The organism is Acinetobacter sp. SWBY1 (assembly GCF_002946595.1).
GTDB classification, from domain to species: Bacteria; Pseudomonadota; Gammaproteobacteria; order Pseudomonadales; family Moraxellaceae; genus Acinetobacter; species Acinetobacter towneri.
The window spans coordinates 1724191-1741128 of sequence record NZ_CP026616.1; the positions used below are offsets into that span (position 1 = coordinate 1724191).

Consider the following 16938-nt stretch of genomic DNA (forward strand, 5'->3'; position numbering starts at 1 on the left):
TTATTAAAACGCACTTGTTATGAAAAAGCTATCTTGTTCGGGTCGTGTTCATCCATTTTTTTTGATCATAATTATAATTTTGGTCGCAATACCGATGGGTTTCTATGGCATGTATCTCTATATTGCCCCATCTTTGCCAGAAATGACCACCTTAAAAAAAGCGCCATTATTAAAACCGTTGCAGGTTTATAGTGCCGATAATGAGCTGATTGCCGAGTATGGCGGCAAGCTTTCTGTGCCTGTCGATTATGAACATATTCCTGAAAAATTCATTTTTGCGTTCTTGGCAGCCGAAGATTCTGCCTTTTTTGAACACAGTGGGATTAGCTTTAAAGGCTTAGGGCGCGCGGTGAGCGAGGCGGTAACAGGCTCCAACGTGCAAACTGGTGGCTCTACCATTACCATGCAAGTAGCAAAAAATTATTATTTAAGCCCTGAACGCACCCTGAAACGCAAACTGACCGAAATTTTTTTAGCACGTAAAATTGAACAAAACCTGAGCAAAGAAGAAATTTTAACCTTATACGTTAATAAAATCTTTTTGGGTAAAAATGCTTATGGTATCGCGGCAGCTGCCAAAATTTATTACAACAAAAGCTTAGAAGAACTGTCGATTGCACAAATGGCGATGATTGCAGGCTTACCTAAAGCACCTTCACGCTACAATCCTGTGGTAAATCCTGAGCGTGCTTTGGAGCGTCGCAACTGGATTTTAGGACGCATGCTGCAACTGGGCTATATCAATCAAAATGAATATCAAAAAGCCATTGCTGAACCGATTAATTTAGATATGCCAGACCGTAGCATTAGCAATAAACATCCCTATATTGGAGAAATGGTACGTGCTGAACTGGTCAGTAAATTTGGCGAACAAGCTGTTGATTCAGGCTATAAAGTTTATACGACGGTAGACAGCAAACGTCAGATGTATGCAGAACAGGCGGTTCAAGAAGGCTTAGAAGCCTATGACCGTCGCCACGGTTGGCGTGGCGCAGAGGCACACGACAAACCGCTGAACGAGTTTCGTGCTTATGCCAACACCTACCCTGCGCAAGTCAGCAAAGTGCTGAATAATTCTTTTGAAGCGTTAATGCAAGATGGCACAACGGTTACTGTACCGTGGTCAGGTATGTCTTGGGCACGCCCCTATCGCAATGCCAACAGTGTAGGCAATGCGCCAAGTCGCGCGGCACAGATTGTAAAAGTCAAAGATATTGTCCGTTTACGTCCAAATGAAAATAAAACCGCTTGGTCATTGGTACAAGTACCGAAAGTGCAAGGTCAATTGGTCGCAATTAACCCAAATAATGGTGCCATTGAAGCGTTGGTCGGTGGATATAATTTCTATCAATCTAAGTTCAACCGTACTTTACAAGGTTGGCGTCAACCTGGTTCTACCATTAAACCTTTTGTGTATGCTCTGGCTTTAGAGCGTGGTATGACGCCACACACCATGGTCAATGACAGTCCAATCACCATTGGTAAATGGTCACCACGTAACTCCGATGGTCGCCATTTAGGCATGATTCCGTTACGTCGTGCTCTCTATTTATCTCGTAACACGGTTTCGGTACGCTTATTACAAGAAGTCGGTATTGAGCGTACCCGCCAACTATTCATGGATTTTGGTTTGCAGGAAGATCAGATTCCGCGTAACTACACCATTGCATTGGGTACACCACAAGTTTTGCCTATTCAAATGGCAACGGGCTATGCCACTTTTGCCAACGGTGGTTACCGTATTCAACCGCACTTCATTAACCGTATTGAAGATGCTTATGGCAAGGTGATTTATCAAGCCAATCCTGAATATGCGTGTATTGCTTGTATTAATGCCAAAGAACAAACGCTTGAAAGTGCCGAAGCCACTACACCAGATGATGAAGTGATTGAAGTCACCAATAAAAAACTGGCACAAGCTGAACAATATCCGAACTTATTGGCAGAGCGTAGTCAGTACAAACAGGCACAGCGTATTTTAAAATCTAGCTCGGCGTATGATATGTCCAATATTTTACGTGACGTAATTCAACACGGTACTGGACGTGCTGCGCTCAGAATTGGTCGTGGCGATATTGGCGGTAAAACAGGAACCACCAACGATGCCAAAGACGCTTGGTTCGCAGGTTTCAATGGTAAACTGGTGACCGTAGCTTGGGTCGGCTTTGACCAACCGACCACTTTAGGACGTCGTGAATACGGTGGTATCGCAGCGCTGCCAATTTGGACAGACTTTATGGGTAATGCACTCAAAGGCACACCTGAAGCATGGGTCAGTTTAGACAGCAAAGCCAAAGCGCCACAGCGTGAACTCAATCAAATGAGCGCAGAACAACAGCAGGATTATCGTGCTTCACCGCCATTGGCACGACCATTGTATCGACCTGCACCTGCAGCACCAGTACGCGCGCCTGAGCGTGATTTTGACGACTTACCAGGCGAGGAAGTGTTAATTCCTGACAATGCTGCACCGCCTGCCATGCAAGCGCCAAACAACAGCTCTGCCAAACCTAATGCGGCCCCCAAACCTGCTCCCGATGCATTAGAAAACTTAATTGATGAAGTCTTATAACCGCAGATAAGCAGTCAGAAAAAAGCCCTCATTTACAAAAATAAGGGCTTTTTTATGGGTACAACTTAAACTTTACTGACAGTCAGTTTTTCAAAAGTATGAGTTTGACAGAAGCACTCAAACTTACTTTTTCTGAAACAGATAAATTTGATGCTGTGCTGTCACATCAAATTGGGTTTGTTGTTCCAAGGTCTGACGACGCTCTGCTTTGGCTTTGTAAGCATAAGGTGTCATAGCAATTAAATGATTTAAATCGTTTTGATTGAGCTGTAACGGCGTTTCTACCACGCTAGCATCGACTAAATCAAAGTCATCTTGCAATTGAGCGATAAATTTTTCAGGTTCATGCGGCTTCACTTCTTCAAACAAAGCTTGACGCATCGCCAATAAATGCTCAGGCGCAGGCGTTACTACCAACAAATAGCCTTGTGGTTTTAAAACCCGCAAAATTTCCTGTTGTGGAATTGGGCTAAACAAGCTGGCACATAAATCAATACAATGTTCTAAAACAGGCAAAGTTGCCCCTGTCCCCACCACCCAAGTCACTGCGGGATTCAGTTTCGCCGCCACTTGTACGGCATTCTTGGCAATATCCACCCCGACACACTGCAACACTTCGCCTTGCATGGCAGCGGTGTAATAGCCTTCACCACAGCCAATATCCAACAAATTTTCGATGCGTAAGGTGCGAATTTTTTGCACCACTACCTGTTGCAAGGGCGCATAATGCCCTGCACTTAAAAATGCGCGACGTGCCTGCACCGAAGCAGGTGTATCCCCCGGATTTTTACTGTGCTTATGCTGCACCACATGCAAATTGACGTAGCCTTGTTTCGCAACATCATAGCTGTGATTGCTGGCACAACGCCACGTTCGATCATGCAGTTGCAATACCTGACGACACACAGGACACATCAGCAAATTCATCATTTTCTCCAGAGTGAACCACATAAAAAAGTCGGCGAGTGCCGACTTTTAAAATTTTCGGTTGGATAGGCTTAACGTAATTTTAAAGTCATTAAACCTAAAACCACCAGCATAATTGTGATAATCCAGAAACGAATCACCACTTGAGTTTCACGCCAGCCTTTCTTTTCATAGTGGTGATGCAACGGCGCCATTAAGAATACCCGTTTATTGCGCATACGTAGTGAGCCAATTTGCAGGAATACCGAAATCGCTTCAACCACAAACACTCCGCCCATAATCGCAAACACGATTTCCTGACGTACCATCACGGCAATCGTACCCAGCATTGCCCCCAAAGACAGTGCACCGACATCGCCCATAAAGACTTGTGCAGGATGCGCGTTATACCACAGGAAGGCTAAGCCCGCACCAATCATCGCGGCACAAATCACCACCAACTCAGATGCATATTTCACATAAGGGATATGCAGATAATCGGCAAAGCGAACATCCCCCGCCAAGTAGGCAAATACGCCCAAACCTGCAGCCACCAACACGATTGGCATAATCGCCAAACCGTCTAAACCATCGGTCAAGTTAACTGCATTCGAGGCACCGTTAATCACTAAATAGGTAAAGATAATAAAGCCAATACCCAATGGAATTAGTGACAAAGGAATACTGAAATCTTTAAAGAATGGAATCAAGACATCCAGCATATCTGCAGTTTGCGCAGGGTTTGGCTGTTGGGTTGCAATCACATACAACGCAATACCCGCCCCTAACGATGCCACCGAAGTCCAGAAAAACTTCTTACGTGCCGGCAAGCCAGCATTGTCTTTGTAGCGGATTTTAATCCAGTCATCCGCCCAACCTACTGCACCAAAGATCACCATGACCGCAAGTACAATCCAGACATAAGGGTTAGATAAGTCTGCCCACAACAAAGTGGAAATACCAATCGAGAGCAGGATTAATACCCCACCCATGGTAGGTGTACCCATCTTTTTAGCATGCCCTTCTGGTGCATAAGAACTGACTGCTTGACCGTATTTCAATGCTTGCAGTTTACGAATCATCACAGGGCCAAGCACCAAGCCAATGCCAAGTGCAGTCAATACACTCAGTAATGAACGTAATGTTAAATAACGAACCACTTGAAACGAGCTGTTATAGCCCGCCAGCTGTTCAAATAACCATAACAGCATTTAAATTTTCTCCATCAATGCAGCCATCAACGTTTCCATATGGGTATAACGAGAACCTTTAAATAGGAAACTCATGGACTGAGGTTGATGTGTTTTTACCAGATCAATTAAAAACGGCAAGGCTTGTTCTTGAGTGACAAAAGCCTGTAATTTTTTTCCATATTGGGTACTGCGCGCACCTTCTTGGGTCGCAGGTGCAAATTCACCGACCGCCACCACAAAGTTGATGCCACCAATAGACACCAAATCACGCCCCAACATATAGTGCTGTTGTGCTGCACTATTGCCCAGCTCACCAATATCACCAATGACCATAACTCGCACACCTGTTTGCTGTGCAAGGACTTCGCCTGCAGCACGCATAGAGGTTGGATTGGCATTATAGGTGTCGTCAATGAACAAATGTTTGCCTTGCTGAATAAAGTTCAAGCGCCCTTTTGCCCCCTGCGCCTGTTCTAAGCCTGCGACAATATCATCTAAACTTACGCCAATTGCCAGTGCAAAAGTAGCAGCAGCCGTAGCATTCTGAACATTGTGTTCACCCGCGAATGGCAAGTGAATCTGACGCACACCTTGGGCAGTATTTAAACAAAAACTTGCCGATTGTGGCTGCAACTGAATGTCTGTCGCAAACACATCACCGCCTGCACCAAAACTTAGACGCTGTTCTGACTGAACCGCTTGCTGAATCTGTTCGGCAAAATCATCGGCAGCAGGGACAATGGCCGTGCCTTGTGGGGCAATATGTGCATAAATTTCAGACTTAGCCCGACAAATGCCCTCACGTCCACCAAACTCACCCAAATGCGCAGTACCAATATTGATAATGCCTGCCACCTGCGGCTGCACCAAGTTTGAGGTGTAATCGATTTCACCTTGATGACTGGCGCCTAATTCCATCACTGCATATTGATGGCTTGCATTCAACTCCAACAACATCATCGGCACACCCAAGTCATTATTCAGGTTGCCACGGGTAATTAAAGTCGGTGCCAAACGTGACAAAATACTACCGAGCATTTCTTTAGTGGTGGTTTTACCGCTACTGCCTGTTAACGCAATCACTTTTAATTGAGGATGTTGCTGACGACGAAATGCGCCCAAGTGTCCTAAAGCTAAACGGGTATCAGGCACGACCAATTGGCAAATATCTGCGTCTACAGGCTGGCTGACAATTGCCATAGAACAGCCCTGAGTCGCTACTTGTGCCACAAAATCATGCGCATCAAAACGCTCACCTTTTAAAGCCAAAAAGGCATCGCCTGCTTCAGCATGGCGTGAATCGGTTAAAATACGTTTAATCTCGCCTTGCGGTGCTTGCCCATTGAACCAATAACCCTGTGTTGCCTGTTTGAGTTGTTCGGCAGTCCAAGGTTCTAAAATTGCGGTACTGGTGGTGGAAGTGTGCATACAAATTCCTTATTGGGCAGGATAAGCAGAAGGTGAACAATGCTGTGCATCTATCGCAGATTGCACTTCAACCACATCGTCAAACCAGTGTCTTACCCCATCTATTTCTTGATAGTTTTCATGACCTTTGCCTGCAATCAAGACAATATCGCCTGACTGTGCATGTTTGACTGCATATTTAATCGCTTCACGACGATCATGAATTTCATGGCTCTGTGCCACCGACAAATCGACACCTGTCTGCATATCGGCAAAAATTTGCAAAGGATCTTCTGTACGCGGGTTATCAGAAGTCAAAAGCACAACATTGGCATAGTCCAATGCCGCTTGGGTCATCAGTGGGCGTTTACCACGATCCCGATCTCCACCGCAGCCAAACACCGCCCAAAGCTGTGCGCTAACATGGCGTTTTAAGGTTTGCAACACTTGAATTAGGGCATCTGGCGTGTGTGCATAATCCACCACAAATAAACGCTCTGCATCACGCAACACTTGCATACGCCCCGGTGCGCCTTTGAGTTGTGCAGTCGTGTGTATTAAATCCTGTAATGCAAAACCTGCTTGCTCTGCTGCGATTAAACTCGCGACCAAGTTTTCAACATTAAAATGTCCGAGCAACGGACTTTGCACCACATATTCTGCCGTAGCAGTTTGTAGATGGAAACGTACACCATTCAGACTGTATTCAATCTGCTGTACTTGATAGTCTGCCGCTTGCTGCGTGGAATAAGTCAAAATTTTCGGTTGCGCAGGGTTCTGTTGCGCCGCTTGCAGCATGATCCCAGCATATTGATCATCTAAATTGATAATGGCAACTTTTAAACTTGAAAACTGAAACAGCATCGCTTTGGCTGCAGCATACGCCTCTAAAGTCCCGTGATAATCCAAATGGTCACGGCTCAGGTTGCTATATACCGCAATTTCAATATCGCAGCCATTTAAGCGCCCTTGCTCCAAACCATGTGAACTGGCTTCAATTGCGGCAAATTTTGCCCCCTGTTGTGCATAGCTGTATAAAGCATTTTGCAGTTGCAAGGCATCTAAAGTGGTATGTGTTGAAGCTTCCAAATTAGGCAAAATTCCGTTGCCTGTGGTGCCCATGACCGCACAGGGTTGATCTTGCAACACCAGTAATTCAGCAATTAAGCGGGAAATCGTGGTTTTACCATTGGTGCCCGTGACTGCAAGCATACGCGCTAAAGGTACAGGCTGTCGTGCTTGTAAATATTGTTTTTGCCACTGTCCCATGCGCTGACGCACATCTGGCACCACCAAATTATTGGCAACTGCCAGTTCAGTTTCCGAAATCACCGCCAAAGCACCTTGATCTAAAGCTGCTTGTGCAAATTGTGCGGTTTTTTCAGGCTGCGATAAACTGGTCAGGGCAATAAAAATTTGCCCTGCTGTCACATGGCGGCTGTCAAGTTGAAAGCCCTGAAAGTCTTGTGTCATCCAATCTGCAACGCGAGAACTGCGATAAATATGTTGAAAGCTGATAGACATGCGTCACCTGTTATTGGATGTTGGGAGTTTCTAAAGGTTTATCTAAAGGTACGTTCATTAAACGTAAAGATTCTTGCATCACACGAGCAAATACAGGCGCTGCCACCAAACCACCATAATACTGTCCTGTTGGATTTTCCACCACGACCACCATGGCTAAACGCGGATCACTGACCGGTGCAACCCCAGCAAACAAGGCACGATATTCAGTCTGTGAATAGCCTTTGCGGTCTGCGCGAAGTTTATGCGCTGTTCCCGATTTACCTGCAACCCGATAGCCTGGAATATTGGCTTGACGTGCCGTACCACCGGGTAACGTTACGGCTTCCATCATCAGTAGAACTTGATCGGCAATTTTAGCATCAACAATTTGTTCGCCTTTAGGCTGTTCTTCTAATTTGTATAAACTCAGCGGCATTTTTACGCCTTTATTGGCAAGCATGGCATAGGCATCTGCCAATTGCAGCACAGTGGCGTTCAAACCATAACCATAAGACATGGTCGCCACTTCCGACACATTCCACTTGCTTGGCGGCAAAATTAAACCTGCACTTTCACCCGGAAATTTCACTGCAGAACGCGCACCAAACCCTAAACGCTTATAAAAAGTCGGTAAGGTTGCATACGGTAAAGATAAAGCAATTTTCGCCACACCCACGTTTGACGATTTTTGGATAATTCCCGCCAAAGTCAGTGAGCCATAAATGTGGGTATCACGAATGGTGTGATTACCCACCCGCATTGAACCACCACTTAAATTGACCACGGTATTCGGTGAATATTTGCCACTTTCCAGTGCCATTGCCACCGTCATAGGCTTCATGGTCGAACCCGGTTCAAAAGAATCCACCGCACCACGGTTACGCATGGCATCTTTATTGGACAAACTTTTTTTGTCATTCGGGTTATACGACGGCCAACTGGTCATCGCCAAAATTTCACCCGTTTTCACATCTACCGCAATTGCTGTGGCTGAACGGGCATTATTTGCCACCCCTGCTGCAGTCAATTCACGATACATAATGTATTGCAAACGTGAGTCGATACTCAGGGTAATATTTTCGCCCGGTTCAACCTCTCTCACCACTTCTGGGTCTTTGACACGGTTACCCTTTTTATCGCGCACGATTTGCTGTTCGCCATCCACGCCTGCCAAGCGGGTATTTAGCTGCATTTCCAAGCCTTCAATGCCTGTGCCTTCACTATTGGTCAAACCAATAATTTGTGCATTCGGCTGTGGCTGCGGGTAATAACGCTTATAGTTTTTCTCGGTATATACCCCTTGGAAATTACGTTTTAGAATCAGCTCTGCCTGTTGCGGCGGCACTTCTTTTTGTAAAACCAAATAACGTGAACGCGGACGCTCGTTCATTTTATTTTTCAGTTCTTGGCGATCCATCCCAACTGCATCGGCAAGTTCATCTAAATTCAAGTTTTTATCTGGCAATTGACGCTGCAATTTACGACTGGTCGGATTTTTTTCCAACTCGGCTGTAATTTCTTCAAACAGTTTTTTATTGTCAAAATAATCACGTGGATCAATCACCACTTTCATTACAGGGGTACTAATTGCCAAAGGCACACCGTGGCGATCATAAATCACCCCGCGCATAGCTTTGAGCTTTTCTGTTCTTAAAATATTGGCATTGGCTTTGTTTTGTAAAAAGTCATGGTTCACAATTTGCACATAAAAAGCACGTCCCACCAGTGCCACGAACACCAGCAGTACCACAGCCCACATTAAGTAAAAACGCCACATTTCTACATGAATGGCATTTTTTCCAGTTACCGATTGCTGTTTCTTTCGGGTTTGCTTTTTACGCGTATCGACCATGTGCAACTCGCCTTATTGTTGTTCTGAGGTTGTAGGCAAAGAAATCACCACAGTTTGCGGTGCGGGCGGTGAATACATACGCAGTTGCGTCACCGCACGGGTGCCAATTTGTGCAGTTGCACCAAAGGTCTGCTGTTCAATTAACAAACGCCCCCATTCGGCATTTAAGTCATCTCGCTCGCGCATATAAGAACTCAGCTCACGATAATCATGGCGATATTCAAACACTTGAAACACCACCATAATCGCGCTGATAAATACCAGCGCCAATAAAATAAAATAGGCGACCATTTTTTTCAGTCGCACTTGAGATTGATTTTTTTCAACGGTTTCAGTTTTCATTATTGGCCTTTTCAAGCTAATCGTTCTGCAACACGTAGCCATGCGCTGCGTGAGCGTGGATTGGCTTTGACTTCTTCATCACTGGCACGCACACGTGAGATTTTTTTCAATCGACGTGTATCTTGTTGCTGTTGTGGCAAGCCCCAACCTGAATCTTCAGGCAGGCTCGATTCTTTTTGAATAAACTGTTTAATTAAACGATCTTCCAAAGAGTGGAAGCTAATTACCGCCAAACGACCTTCGGGTTTTAATACCTCAACCGCCTGCGGTAAGAAGTTTTCAATATCTTCTAATTCTTTATTAATCGCAATACGAATTGCCTGAAAAGTACGCGTTGCAGCGTGTTTGTTTTTTTCCCACTTCGGATGGGCAACTTTTACAATTTCAGCCAATTGTGCGGTGGTTTCAATATAACCCGCCTGTTTAATGGCTTTGGCAATACGGCGGCTATAACGTTCTTCACCATATTGAAAAATCACATTGGCTAAGGCTTCTTCTTCAATATCCACCAGCCATTCTGCTGCAGTCGGGCCTTGTGAATTGTCCATACGCATATCAAGCGGGCCGTCTTTCATAAAGCTAAAACCGCGTTCTGCCTGATCTAGCTGTGGTGACGACACGCCTAAATCGGCCATCACACCATCGACCTGAGTGACGCCCAAATCATTCAACGCTTGCTGCATATCAGCAAAACTGGCATGAATAATTTGAAATCGCGAATCTTGCTGTCCCAATTCTGCTGCCACGGCCAAAGCTTGTGGATCTTTATCAAAGGCATAAACTCGCGCCTGCGCATCCAATTTGGATAACAACAAACGCGTGTGTCCACCTCGTCCAAAGGTGGCATCGACATAAATTCCTGTATTGCGATCTGCCAACACGGCATCAACAGTTTCATGAAGTAATACAGAAATATGCGACATAAGGTTCAATCAATACAGCTAAAATGTAACTGCACATTATTACCTTGTTTTGGCAAAGCTCCAAACGTCTTTTTGTAGATAAATATTACTTTCCATAGGGAAAACCGTTTTTGACTTTTTTAAAGCACAAAAAAATCTCCGTAGAGATTTTTTTGTGTGCCAATCCAATAAAAGATTAGCCGAAAATGGATATCTGTTTAACGCTTAGTATTATAAATTTGGTCGAAAATCGCACCATTCACAAAATGTGTTTTTTGTGCATTTTCCCAGCCACCGAACACTTCATCAATCGTGAAGGTTTTTAATTTCGGGAATTGTGCTGCATATTTTGCAAGGACTTTTTCATTACGTGGACGGTAGAAATGCTTAGCCGCCATTTCCTGACCTAAAGGTGAATATAAATAGTTGATATAGCCTGTCGCTAACCATTTATTGCCATTTTTTTCTACTGTGCGGTCTACGATTGCCACCGAAGGTTCAGTCAAAATAGAAATAGATGGATAAACAATATCAAACTTGTCTTTGCCTAAGGTTTTTAAAGTTACAAGGGCTTCATTTTCCCAAGTCAACAACACATCACCAATGCCACGTTCAGCAAATGTAGTCATCGACGCACGTGCTGCCGAATCCATCACTTTTACATTGTGGTACATCTTGCCCACAAATTCTTGCGCTTTGGCCTTAGAGCCGCCCGGCTGCTTTTCTGCATAACCCCAAGCCGATAAATACACCCAACGTGGCAAACCACCTGTTTTCGGGTTAGGGGTAATAATTTGTACGCCTGGTTTGGTTAAGTCATTCCAGTCTTTAATGTTTTTCGGATTGCCTTTACGCACCATAAAGACGATGGTCGAGGTATAAGGCGCAGAGTTATGAGGAAATTCTTTTTGCCAACCTGCTTGGATTTGACCTGACTTTACAATTTCTTCAATGTCATTCGCCAATGCCAAAGTTACGACATCGCCCTTTAAACCATCGACCACAGAACGCGCTTGCTTGCCTGAACCACCATGTGATTGTTTAAAGTTGACGTCTAAACCTGTACGTTTTTTCCAGTACTGACCAAACGACTTGTTAAATTCATCATAAAATTCGCGGGTCGCATCATACGATACATTTAAAAACTGACGATCTGCAGCCTGAGCAGTCGTTGCAGCAAAACCTGTTGCCAATAGCGCAGCAGCCAATAAAGCTTTCAATTGAGTTTTCATTACAGCACACATCACCTTTAATCTGTCGCTCAATATATGCAATGCTCAGGCGCTGCGCAATTTGTAAAAAACATGCAAAAAATGATTAAATTCAAATAATTTAGCTTTAATTAATTGTTTTTAATCAATTTAATTCAAGATGCGGCGTTTATTCCAAATTTATACCTTTTTATGGATTAGATATATAAAAAGTGAATAAAACTTTGATCCGTTTTTAGACTCAACGGTAAAATAAGCGACATCACAGCAATCAAACCCGCTTCAAAACTATTTTATTGTGACTTTTGTAACAATCTTCACGATATCTCCACAGTTGTTTGTTACAACATGTTCTAAATCAAAGATCATCTGAAAAATCGGTATATAGTGAGTAAATGATGATAAAGATCTTATTAAGAGTGTGACGCAAATCTACTTTTGTTATGATTTTTGTGATTAAATATTAAAGTGATTAAAACAATTTATAAATTGTGAGTTCACTCATAAAGGAAAGGGGGAATCAAAATGAAATCTAAACTCATGTTCGCAGTATTACTCAGCTTAAGTACAGTCGGTCACAGTGCAGTGATCAAATCTGCTGAAAGCAAAACCAATTTAACTGAGGCAAAAGGCTCTTTAATTGAAAAAGCCATTACCCAGCAAAAACAGGCAGACAAGCAAAAGTTTGAATCGAATAATGATTTAAAAGTGCTGACTTCAATTAATCTTGCCCCAACTCAAAATTTCTTTGCCTTGCAAAATCAGCGTTTTAGCCGTTTCGTACAAGCCTTATTCCCGCAAGGTAACTCATAAGTCTGCATCAAACTCACTGCCTTTGATCCCCTTTTCAAATGCAGTTGAAACGCCCAAGTACAGAATGTTGAATTTAACATTAAGTACTTGGGCTTTTTCGTTATAATGGTTGCAATTTACATTTTGAATTAATTCTTGCTTATGACTGTTCGTACTCGTATCGCGCCTTCTCCTACTGGTTTCCCGCACGTGGGAACAGCGTATATCGCCTTGTTTAACTTATGTTTTGCCAAACAACACGGTGGTGAATTTATTCTTCGTATTGAAGATACTGACCAACTGCGCTCAACCCCTGAATCTGAAAAAATGATTTTGGATTCATTGCGTTGGTTAGGCTTAAATTGGGCAGAAGGTCCAGATATCGGCGGCCCACATGCACCGTATCGCCAATCTGAACGTATGGATATTTATAAGCAATACGCCTTGCAATTGGTTGAACAAGGGCATGCTTTCTATTGCTTCGCTACTAGCGAAGAACTCGATCAAATGCGTGCAGAACAACAAGCACGTGGTGAAAGCCCGCGCTACGATGGTCGTGGTTTAAACTTGTCTGCAGATGAAGTGCAGCGTCGTTTAGCGGCAGGCGAAGCGCATGTTATTCGTATGAAAGTGCCAACCGAAGGCGTATGTAAATTTAATGACATGCTGCGCGGTGAAGTGGAAATTCCATGGGCGCAAGTCGATATGCAAATTTTGCTGAAAACAGATGGCTTGCCAACTTACCATTTGGCCAACGTGGTCGATGACCATTTGATGCAAATCACTCACGTGATTCGTGGTGAAGAATGGATTCCATCGGCACCGAAACACCAATTGCTTTATCAATATTTTGGTTGGGATATGCCTGTGTTATGCCACATGCCATTGTTGCGTAACCCAGACAAATCAAAATTATCTAAACGTAAAAACCCAACTTCAATCAACTACTACAAAGACATTGGCGTATTACCTGAAGCTTTGCTGAACTATTTAGGTCGCATGGGTTGGTCAATGCCAGATGAAAGTGAAAAATTCACCTTAGCCGAAATGATTGAACACTTTGATATTCAACGTGTTTCACTAGGCGGCCCTATCTTTGATGTGGAAAAACTCAATTGGCTGAATGGTCAATGGATTAAAGCGCTTTCACCTGCTGAGCTGTTAGATACCTTATTGGCTTGGAAAGCAGATCGTGCCAAATTGGAAGAGATTGCTGCCGCGATTCAACCGCGTATTAATTTACTCTCAGAAGCGGTCAATTGGTCTGCACATTACTTCAACCATTTCCCAAGCTTGAGCAAGGAACAGTTTGAAAGTAAAAAACTGTCTGAAGAACAAGTGCGTCAAAGCCTACAATTTGCAATTTGGCGTTTAGAAAGTCTATTTACTTGGAACAACGACACGGTGAGCCAAACCCTAATGGATTTAGCCAACCAAATGGAAATCAAATTGCGTGATTTCATGCCTGCGTTCTTTATTGCAATTGCAGGTTCAACCGCATCTACACCTGTGATGCAAACCATGGTCACCATTGGTCCTGACCTGACCTTTGCGCGTTTGCGTCATGCCTTAGAAGTGGTTGGCGGACCAAGCAAAAAAGAAGTTAAAGTCTGGGAAAAACTGAATGAAAGCATCAAATTGCCGAAAAATGATGCAATTGATCCAGCTTAATTCATTTTTTTGTTGACGTGTGCGCGCAATAGCCCTAATATTGCGCTCACACAGACTGGGGTCATAGCTCAGTTGGTAGAGCGCTACAATGGCATTGTAGAGGTCAGCGGTTCGATCCCGCTTGACTCCACCAAGTTTAAATAAGGCTTTACCTGTGTTGCCTCATCAAGTCCCTATCGTCTAGAGGCCTAGGACATCGCCCTTTCACGGCGGTAACCGGGGTTCGAATCCCCGTAGGGACGCCATATTCAAGATGAATATAGATTCACTTATCTTCATCTTATAATAAAGCTCAAGCAATGACTTGGGCTTTTTTATTGCCCTGTTTTCTGACAGACTGTTTTTGATTTGCCGTACATTTGGTTAGAATAACGATCAGATTAGAATTTTGGAGTTGTAATGCAATACCGATGCCCTAAATGTCAAAGCCCAAAAATCATGCCTGTTGCGCAGGCAGGTCAAACAACACCGCGTCCTGTGGTGCCAAAAAGCTTGGTGATGCTTATTCCAGCGGTATTTGTCTTATTACTTCTTGTCTTGATCAGTATCGCCATGTGGATTTTTGGTGATGGTGCAGGCACAACCTTACAAAGCATTACTGTGGCGGTATTTGTGCTGTGTGTAATTGCAGGTTTCTTGTTTTATCGTGATTTGCCTGATTTCAAAATTTCTATGCAAGCCTTTATGCAGTCACAAAAAAAATGGAAGTGCCGTGAATGTGCACATGAGTGGGAAGTTTAAACCTCACTGGTCTACATCTAGATTAAGAAAAATGTTGCTAGGTTGATCACAAGACCACATCATCGAGCAAATATAAAAAAACCAGCCTTCTCGGCTGGTTTTTTTAATGAGAACTCAAGTTTTTAGACTTAAGCGCCAATTTTACGGTATTTGCTACGTTTGGTTGCCAGATCATCACCATATTTCTTACGGCGATATTCTTCAAACTCAGTATAGTTACCTGTAAAGAATTCTGGTTGCTCATCTTCGAATGACAAGATGTGCGTTGCAATACGGTCTAGGAACCAACGGTCGTGCGATACCACCATCACTGTACCTGGGAAGACTAAAATTGCATCTTCCAGTGCACGTAAAGTTTCAATATCCAAGTCGTTTGATGGCTCATCCAGCAAGATCACGTTTGAGCCCTGCTGTAGAATTTTTGCCAGTTGTAAACGGTTACGCTCACCACCCGACAATTCACCAACACGTTTTTGCTGATCCTGACCTTTAAAGTTAAAGCGACCAATATAAGCACGCGATGCAATTTCATAATCGCCCACTTTCAAAATGTCTAAACCGCCAGAAACTTCTTCCCAAACAGTTTTGTCATCATCTAGAGTATCACGAATCTGACCGACATAAGCCACTTTTACCGAGTCACCTAAAGTCACGCTGCCCGTATCAGGTTGCTGCTCGCCAGTCATCATACGGAATAAAGTCGTTTTACCCGCACCGTTTGGACCGACAATCCCCACAATCGCTGCAGGCGGCACAGTAAAGGAAAGGTTTTCGTAAAGTAAGCGATCACCAAATGACTTGCTGATGTTTTCCACTTCTACCACTTTGTTCCCTAAACGTGGGCCAGGTGGAATATAAATTTCAGAAGTTTCGTTACGCTGTTGGAATTCACGCGAGTTAAGCTCTTCAAAACGCTCCATACGCGCTTTGTTTTTCTTTTGCTGGCCTTTCGCATTGGAACGTACCCATTCCAATTCTTTTTTCAAGGCTTTAGCAAAAGATTCTTCTTGCTTCTGTTCTTGCTCTAAACGGTTATTTTTCTGCTCTAACCATGAAGAGTAGTTACCTTGATATGGAATACCATGTCCACGGTCAAGTTCTAAAATCCATTCTGCAACGTTATCCAAGAAGTAACGGTCGTGGGTAATTGCCACAATCGTACCCGGGAAGTCTTTTAAGAAACGCTCTAACCAAGATACAGATTCTGCATCCAAGTGGTTCGTCGGCTCGTCTAGAAGCAGCATGTCTGGTTTAGACAATAACAAACGGCATAAAGCCACACGACGACGCTCACCACCCGATAATTTGTTAACATCAGCATCCCAAGCTGGCAAATTTAATGCTGCCGCTGCTTGTTCAAGCTGATTGTTCAGGTTGTGTGCATCCCAAGTTTGGATAATCGCTTCTAACTTCTCTTGCTCTTTTGCAAGTTTGTCGAAATCTGCATCTGGATCTGCATATTCTGCAAAAACTTGGTCTAAACGCTCTAAAGCATCTAAAGCTTCACGCACACCATCTTCCACGTTGCCGCGTACATCTTTGCTCGGGTCTAGTGGTGGTTCTTGCTCAAGATAACCAATTTTGATGCCTGGCTGTGCACGAGCTTCACCAGAGAAATCTTTATCTACGCCCGCCATAATACGGAGCAAAGTCGATTTACCTGCACCGTTTAAACCAAGCACACCAATTTTCGCACCTGGGAAAAATGATAAGGAGATGTCTTTCAAGATTTCGCGCTTAGGCGGAACCATTTTCGACACTCGGTTCATCGTATAAATATATTGGGCCACGTAGGACTCCTCAATAGAAAACCAAATCTGGGGCTCAGATGAGCAGCCCCTGC

At 43.8% G+C, this 16938-nt stretch carries 13 protein-coding genes and 2 tRNA genes; 6 read left to right on the top strand and 9 right to left on the bottom strand.

Going from position 1 to position 16938, the window contains the following annotated elements:
* The first annotated feature begins 19 nt into the window (after positions 1 to 19).
* Positions 20 to 2572: a penicillin-binding protein PBP1a gene (ponA, locus tag C3Y93_RS08295; protein ID WP_104852654.1), complete on the top strand. Its 2553-nt coding sequence runs from the start codon at positions 20 to 22 to the stop codon at positions 2570 to 2572.
* Between the two features lie 123 nt (positions 2573 to 2695).
* Here ponA and C3Y93_RS08300 read toward each other — a convergent pair whose 3' ends face one another.
* From C3Y93_RS08300 to C3Y93_RS08335, 8 genes are all read right to left on the bottom strand, one after another.
* On the bottom strand, positions 2696 to 3499 hold the full coding sequence (locus tag C3Y93_RS08300) for a putative RNA methyltransferase (RefSeq protein WP_104852655.1): 804 nt from the start codon (positions 3497 to 3499) through the stop codon (positions 2696 to 2698).
* Positions 3500 to 3570: 71 nt separating this feature from the next.
* Complete coding sequence (gene mraY / locus C3Y93_RS08305) at positions 3571 to 4689, bottom strand: phospho-N-acetylmuramoyl-pentapeptide-transferase (RefSeq protein WP_019836136.1); 1119 nt, start codon at positions 4687 to 4689, stop codon at positions 3571 to 3573.
* A complete protein-coding gene (locus C3Y93_RS08310; protein ID WP_104852656.1) occupies positions 4690 to 6099 on the bottom strand; it encodes a UDP-N-acetylmuramoyl-tripeptide--D-alanyl-D-alanine ligase in 1410 nt (469 codons plus the stop codon).
* Positions 6100 to 6108: 9 nt separating this feature from the next.
* Entirely contained in the window at positions 6109 to 7602 is a 1494-nt protein-coding gene (locus C3Y93_RS08315) for a UDP-N-acetylmuramoyl-L-alanyl-D-glutamate--2,6-diaminopimelate ligase (protein WP_104852657.1), read from the bottom strand.
* Between the two features lie 10 nt (positions 7603 to 7612).
* A complete protein-coding gene (gene ftsI / locus C3Y93_RS08320) occupies positions 7613 to 9436 on the bottom strand; it encodes a penicillin-binding protein PBP3 (protein ID WP_104852658.1) in 1824 nt (607 codons plus the stop codon).
* A gap of 12 nt (positions 9437 to 9448) precedes the next feature.
* Positions 9449 to 9778 carry a cell division protein FtsL gene (gene ftsL / locus C3Y93_RS08325; protein ID WP_104852659.1) on the bottom strand — a complete coding sequence of 110 codons (330 nt, stop codon included), beginning with the start codon at positions 9776 to 9778 and terminating at the stop codon, positions 9449 to 9451.
* Positions 9779 to 9789: 11 nt separating this feature from the next.
* A complete protein-coding gene (gene rsmH / locus C3Y93_RS08330; protein WP_096901290.1) occupies positions 9790 to 10701 on the bottom strand; it encodes a 16S rRNA (cytosine(1402)-N(4))-methyltransferase RsmH in 912 nt (303 codons plus the stop codon).
* A gap of 197 nt (positions 10702 to 10898) precedes the next feature.
* Positions 10899 to 11912 carry a sulfate ABC transporter substrate-binding protein gene (locus tag C3Y93_RS08335; protein ID WP_096901291.1) on the bottom strand — a complete coding sequence of 338 codons (1014 nt, stop codon included), beginning with the start codon at positions 11910 to 11912 and terminating at the stop codon, positions 10899 to 10901.
* 504 nt (positions 11913 to 12416) lie between these two features.
* On the opposite strand from C3Y93_RS08335, the gene C3Y93_RS08340 reads away from it, so the two are divergent.
* The 5 genes from C3Y93_RS08340 to C3Y93_RS08360 all read left to right on the top strand — a co-directional run bounded on the left by C3Y93_RS08340 (position 12417) and on the right by C3Y93_RS08360 (position 15095).
* Positions 12417 to 12704: a hypothetical protein gene (locus C3Y93_RS08340; protein WP_004974433.1), complete on the top strand. Its 288-nt coding sequence runs from the start codon at positions 12417 to 12419 to the stop codon at positions 12702 to 12704.
* A 141-nt stretch (positions 12705 to 12845) separates the two neighbouring features.
* Positions 12846 to 14354: a glutamate--tRNA ligase gene (gene gltX, locus C3Y93_RS08345; protein ID WP_096901292.1), complete on the top strand. Its 1509-nt coding sequence runs from the start codon at positions 12846 to 12848 to the stop codon at positions 14352 to 14354.
* A gap of 57 nt (positions 14355 to 14411) precedes the next feature.
* A tRNA-Ala gene (locus C3Y93_RS08350) sits at positions 14412 to 14487 on the top strand.
* A 36-nt stretch (positions 14488 to 14523) separates the two neighbouring features.
* A tRNA-Glu gene (locus C3Y93_RS08355) sits at positions 14524 to 14599 on the top strand.
* A gap of 154 nt (positions 14600 to 14753) precedes the next feature.
* The gene (locus C3Y93_RS08360; protein ID WP_004974430.1) at positions 14754 to 15095 is read left to right on the top strand and encodes a hypothetical protein; all 342 of its coding nucleotides are present in this window, start codon (positions 14754 to 14756) and stop codon (positions 15093 to 15095) included.
* Between the two features lie 128 nt (positions 15096 to 15223).
* Here the strand turns inward: C3Y93_RS08360 and ettA are convergent, their stop codons facing one another.
* Positions 15224 to 16885 carry an energy-dependent translational throttle protein EttA gene (gene ettA / locus C3Y93_RS08365; protein ID WP_104852660.1) on the bottom strand — a complete coding sequence of 554 codons (1662 nt, stop codon included), beginning with the start codon at positions 16883 to 16885 and terminating at the stop codon, positions 15224 to 15226.
* Between the last annotated feature and the right edge of the window lie 53 nt (positions 16886 to 16938).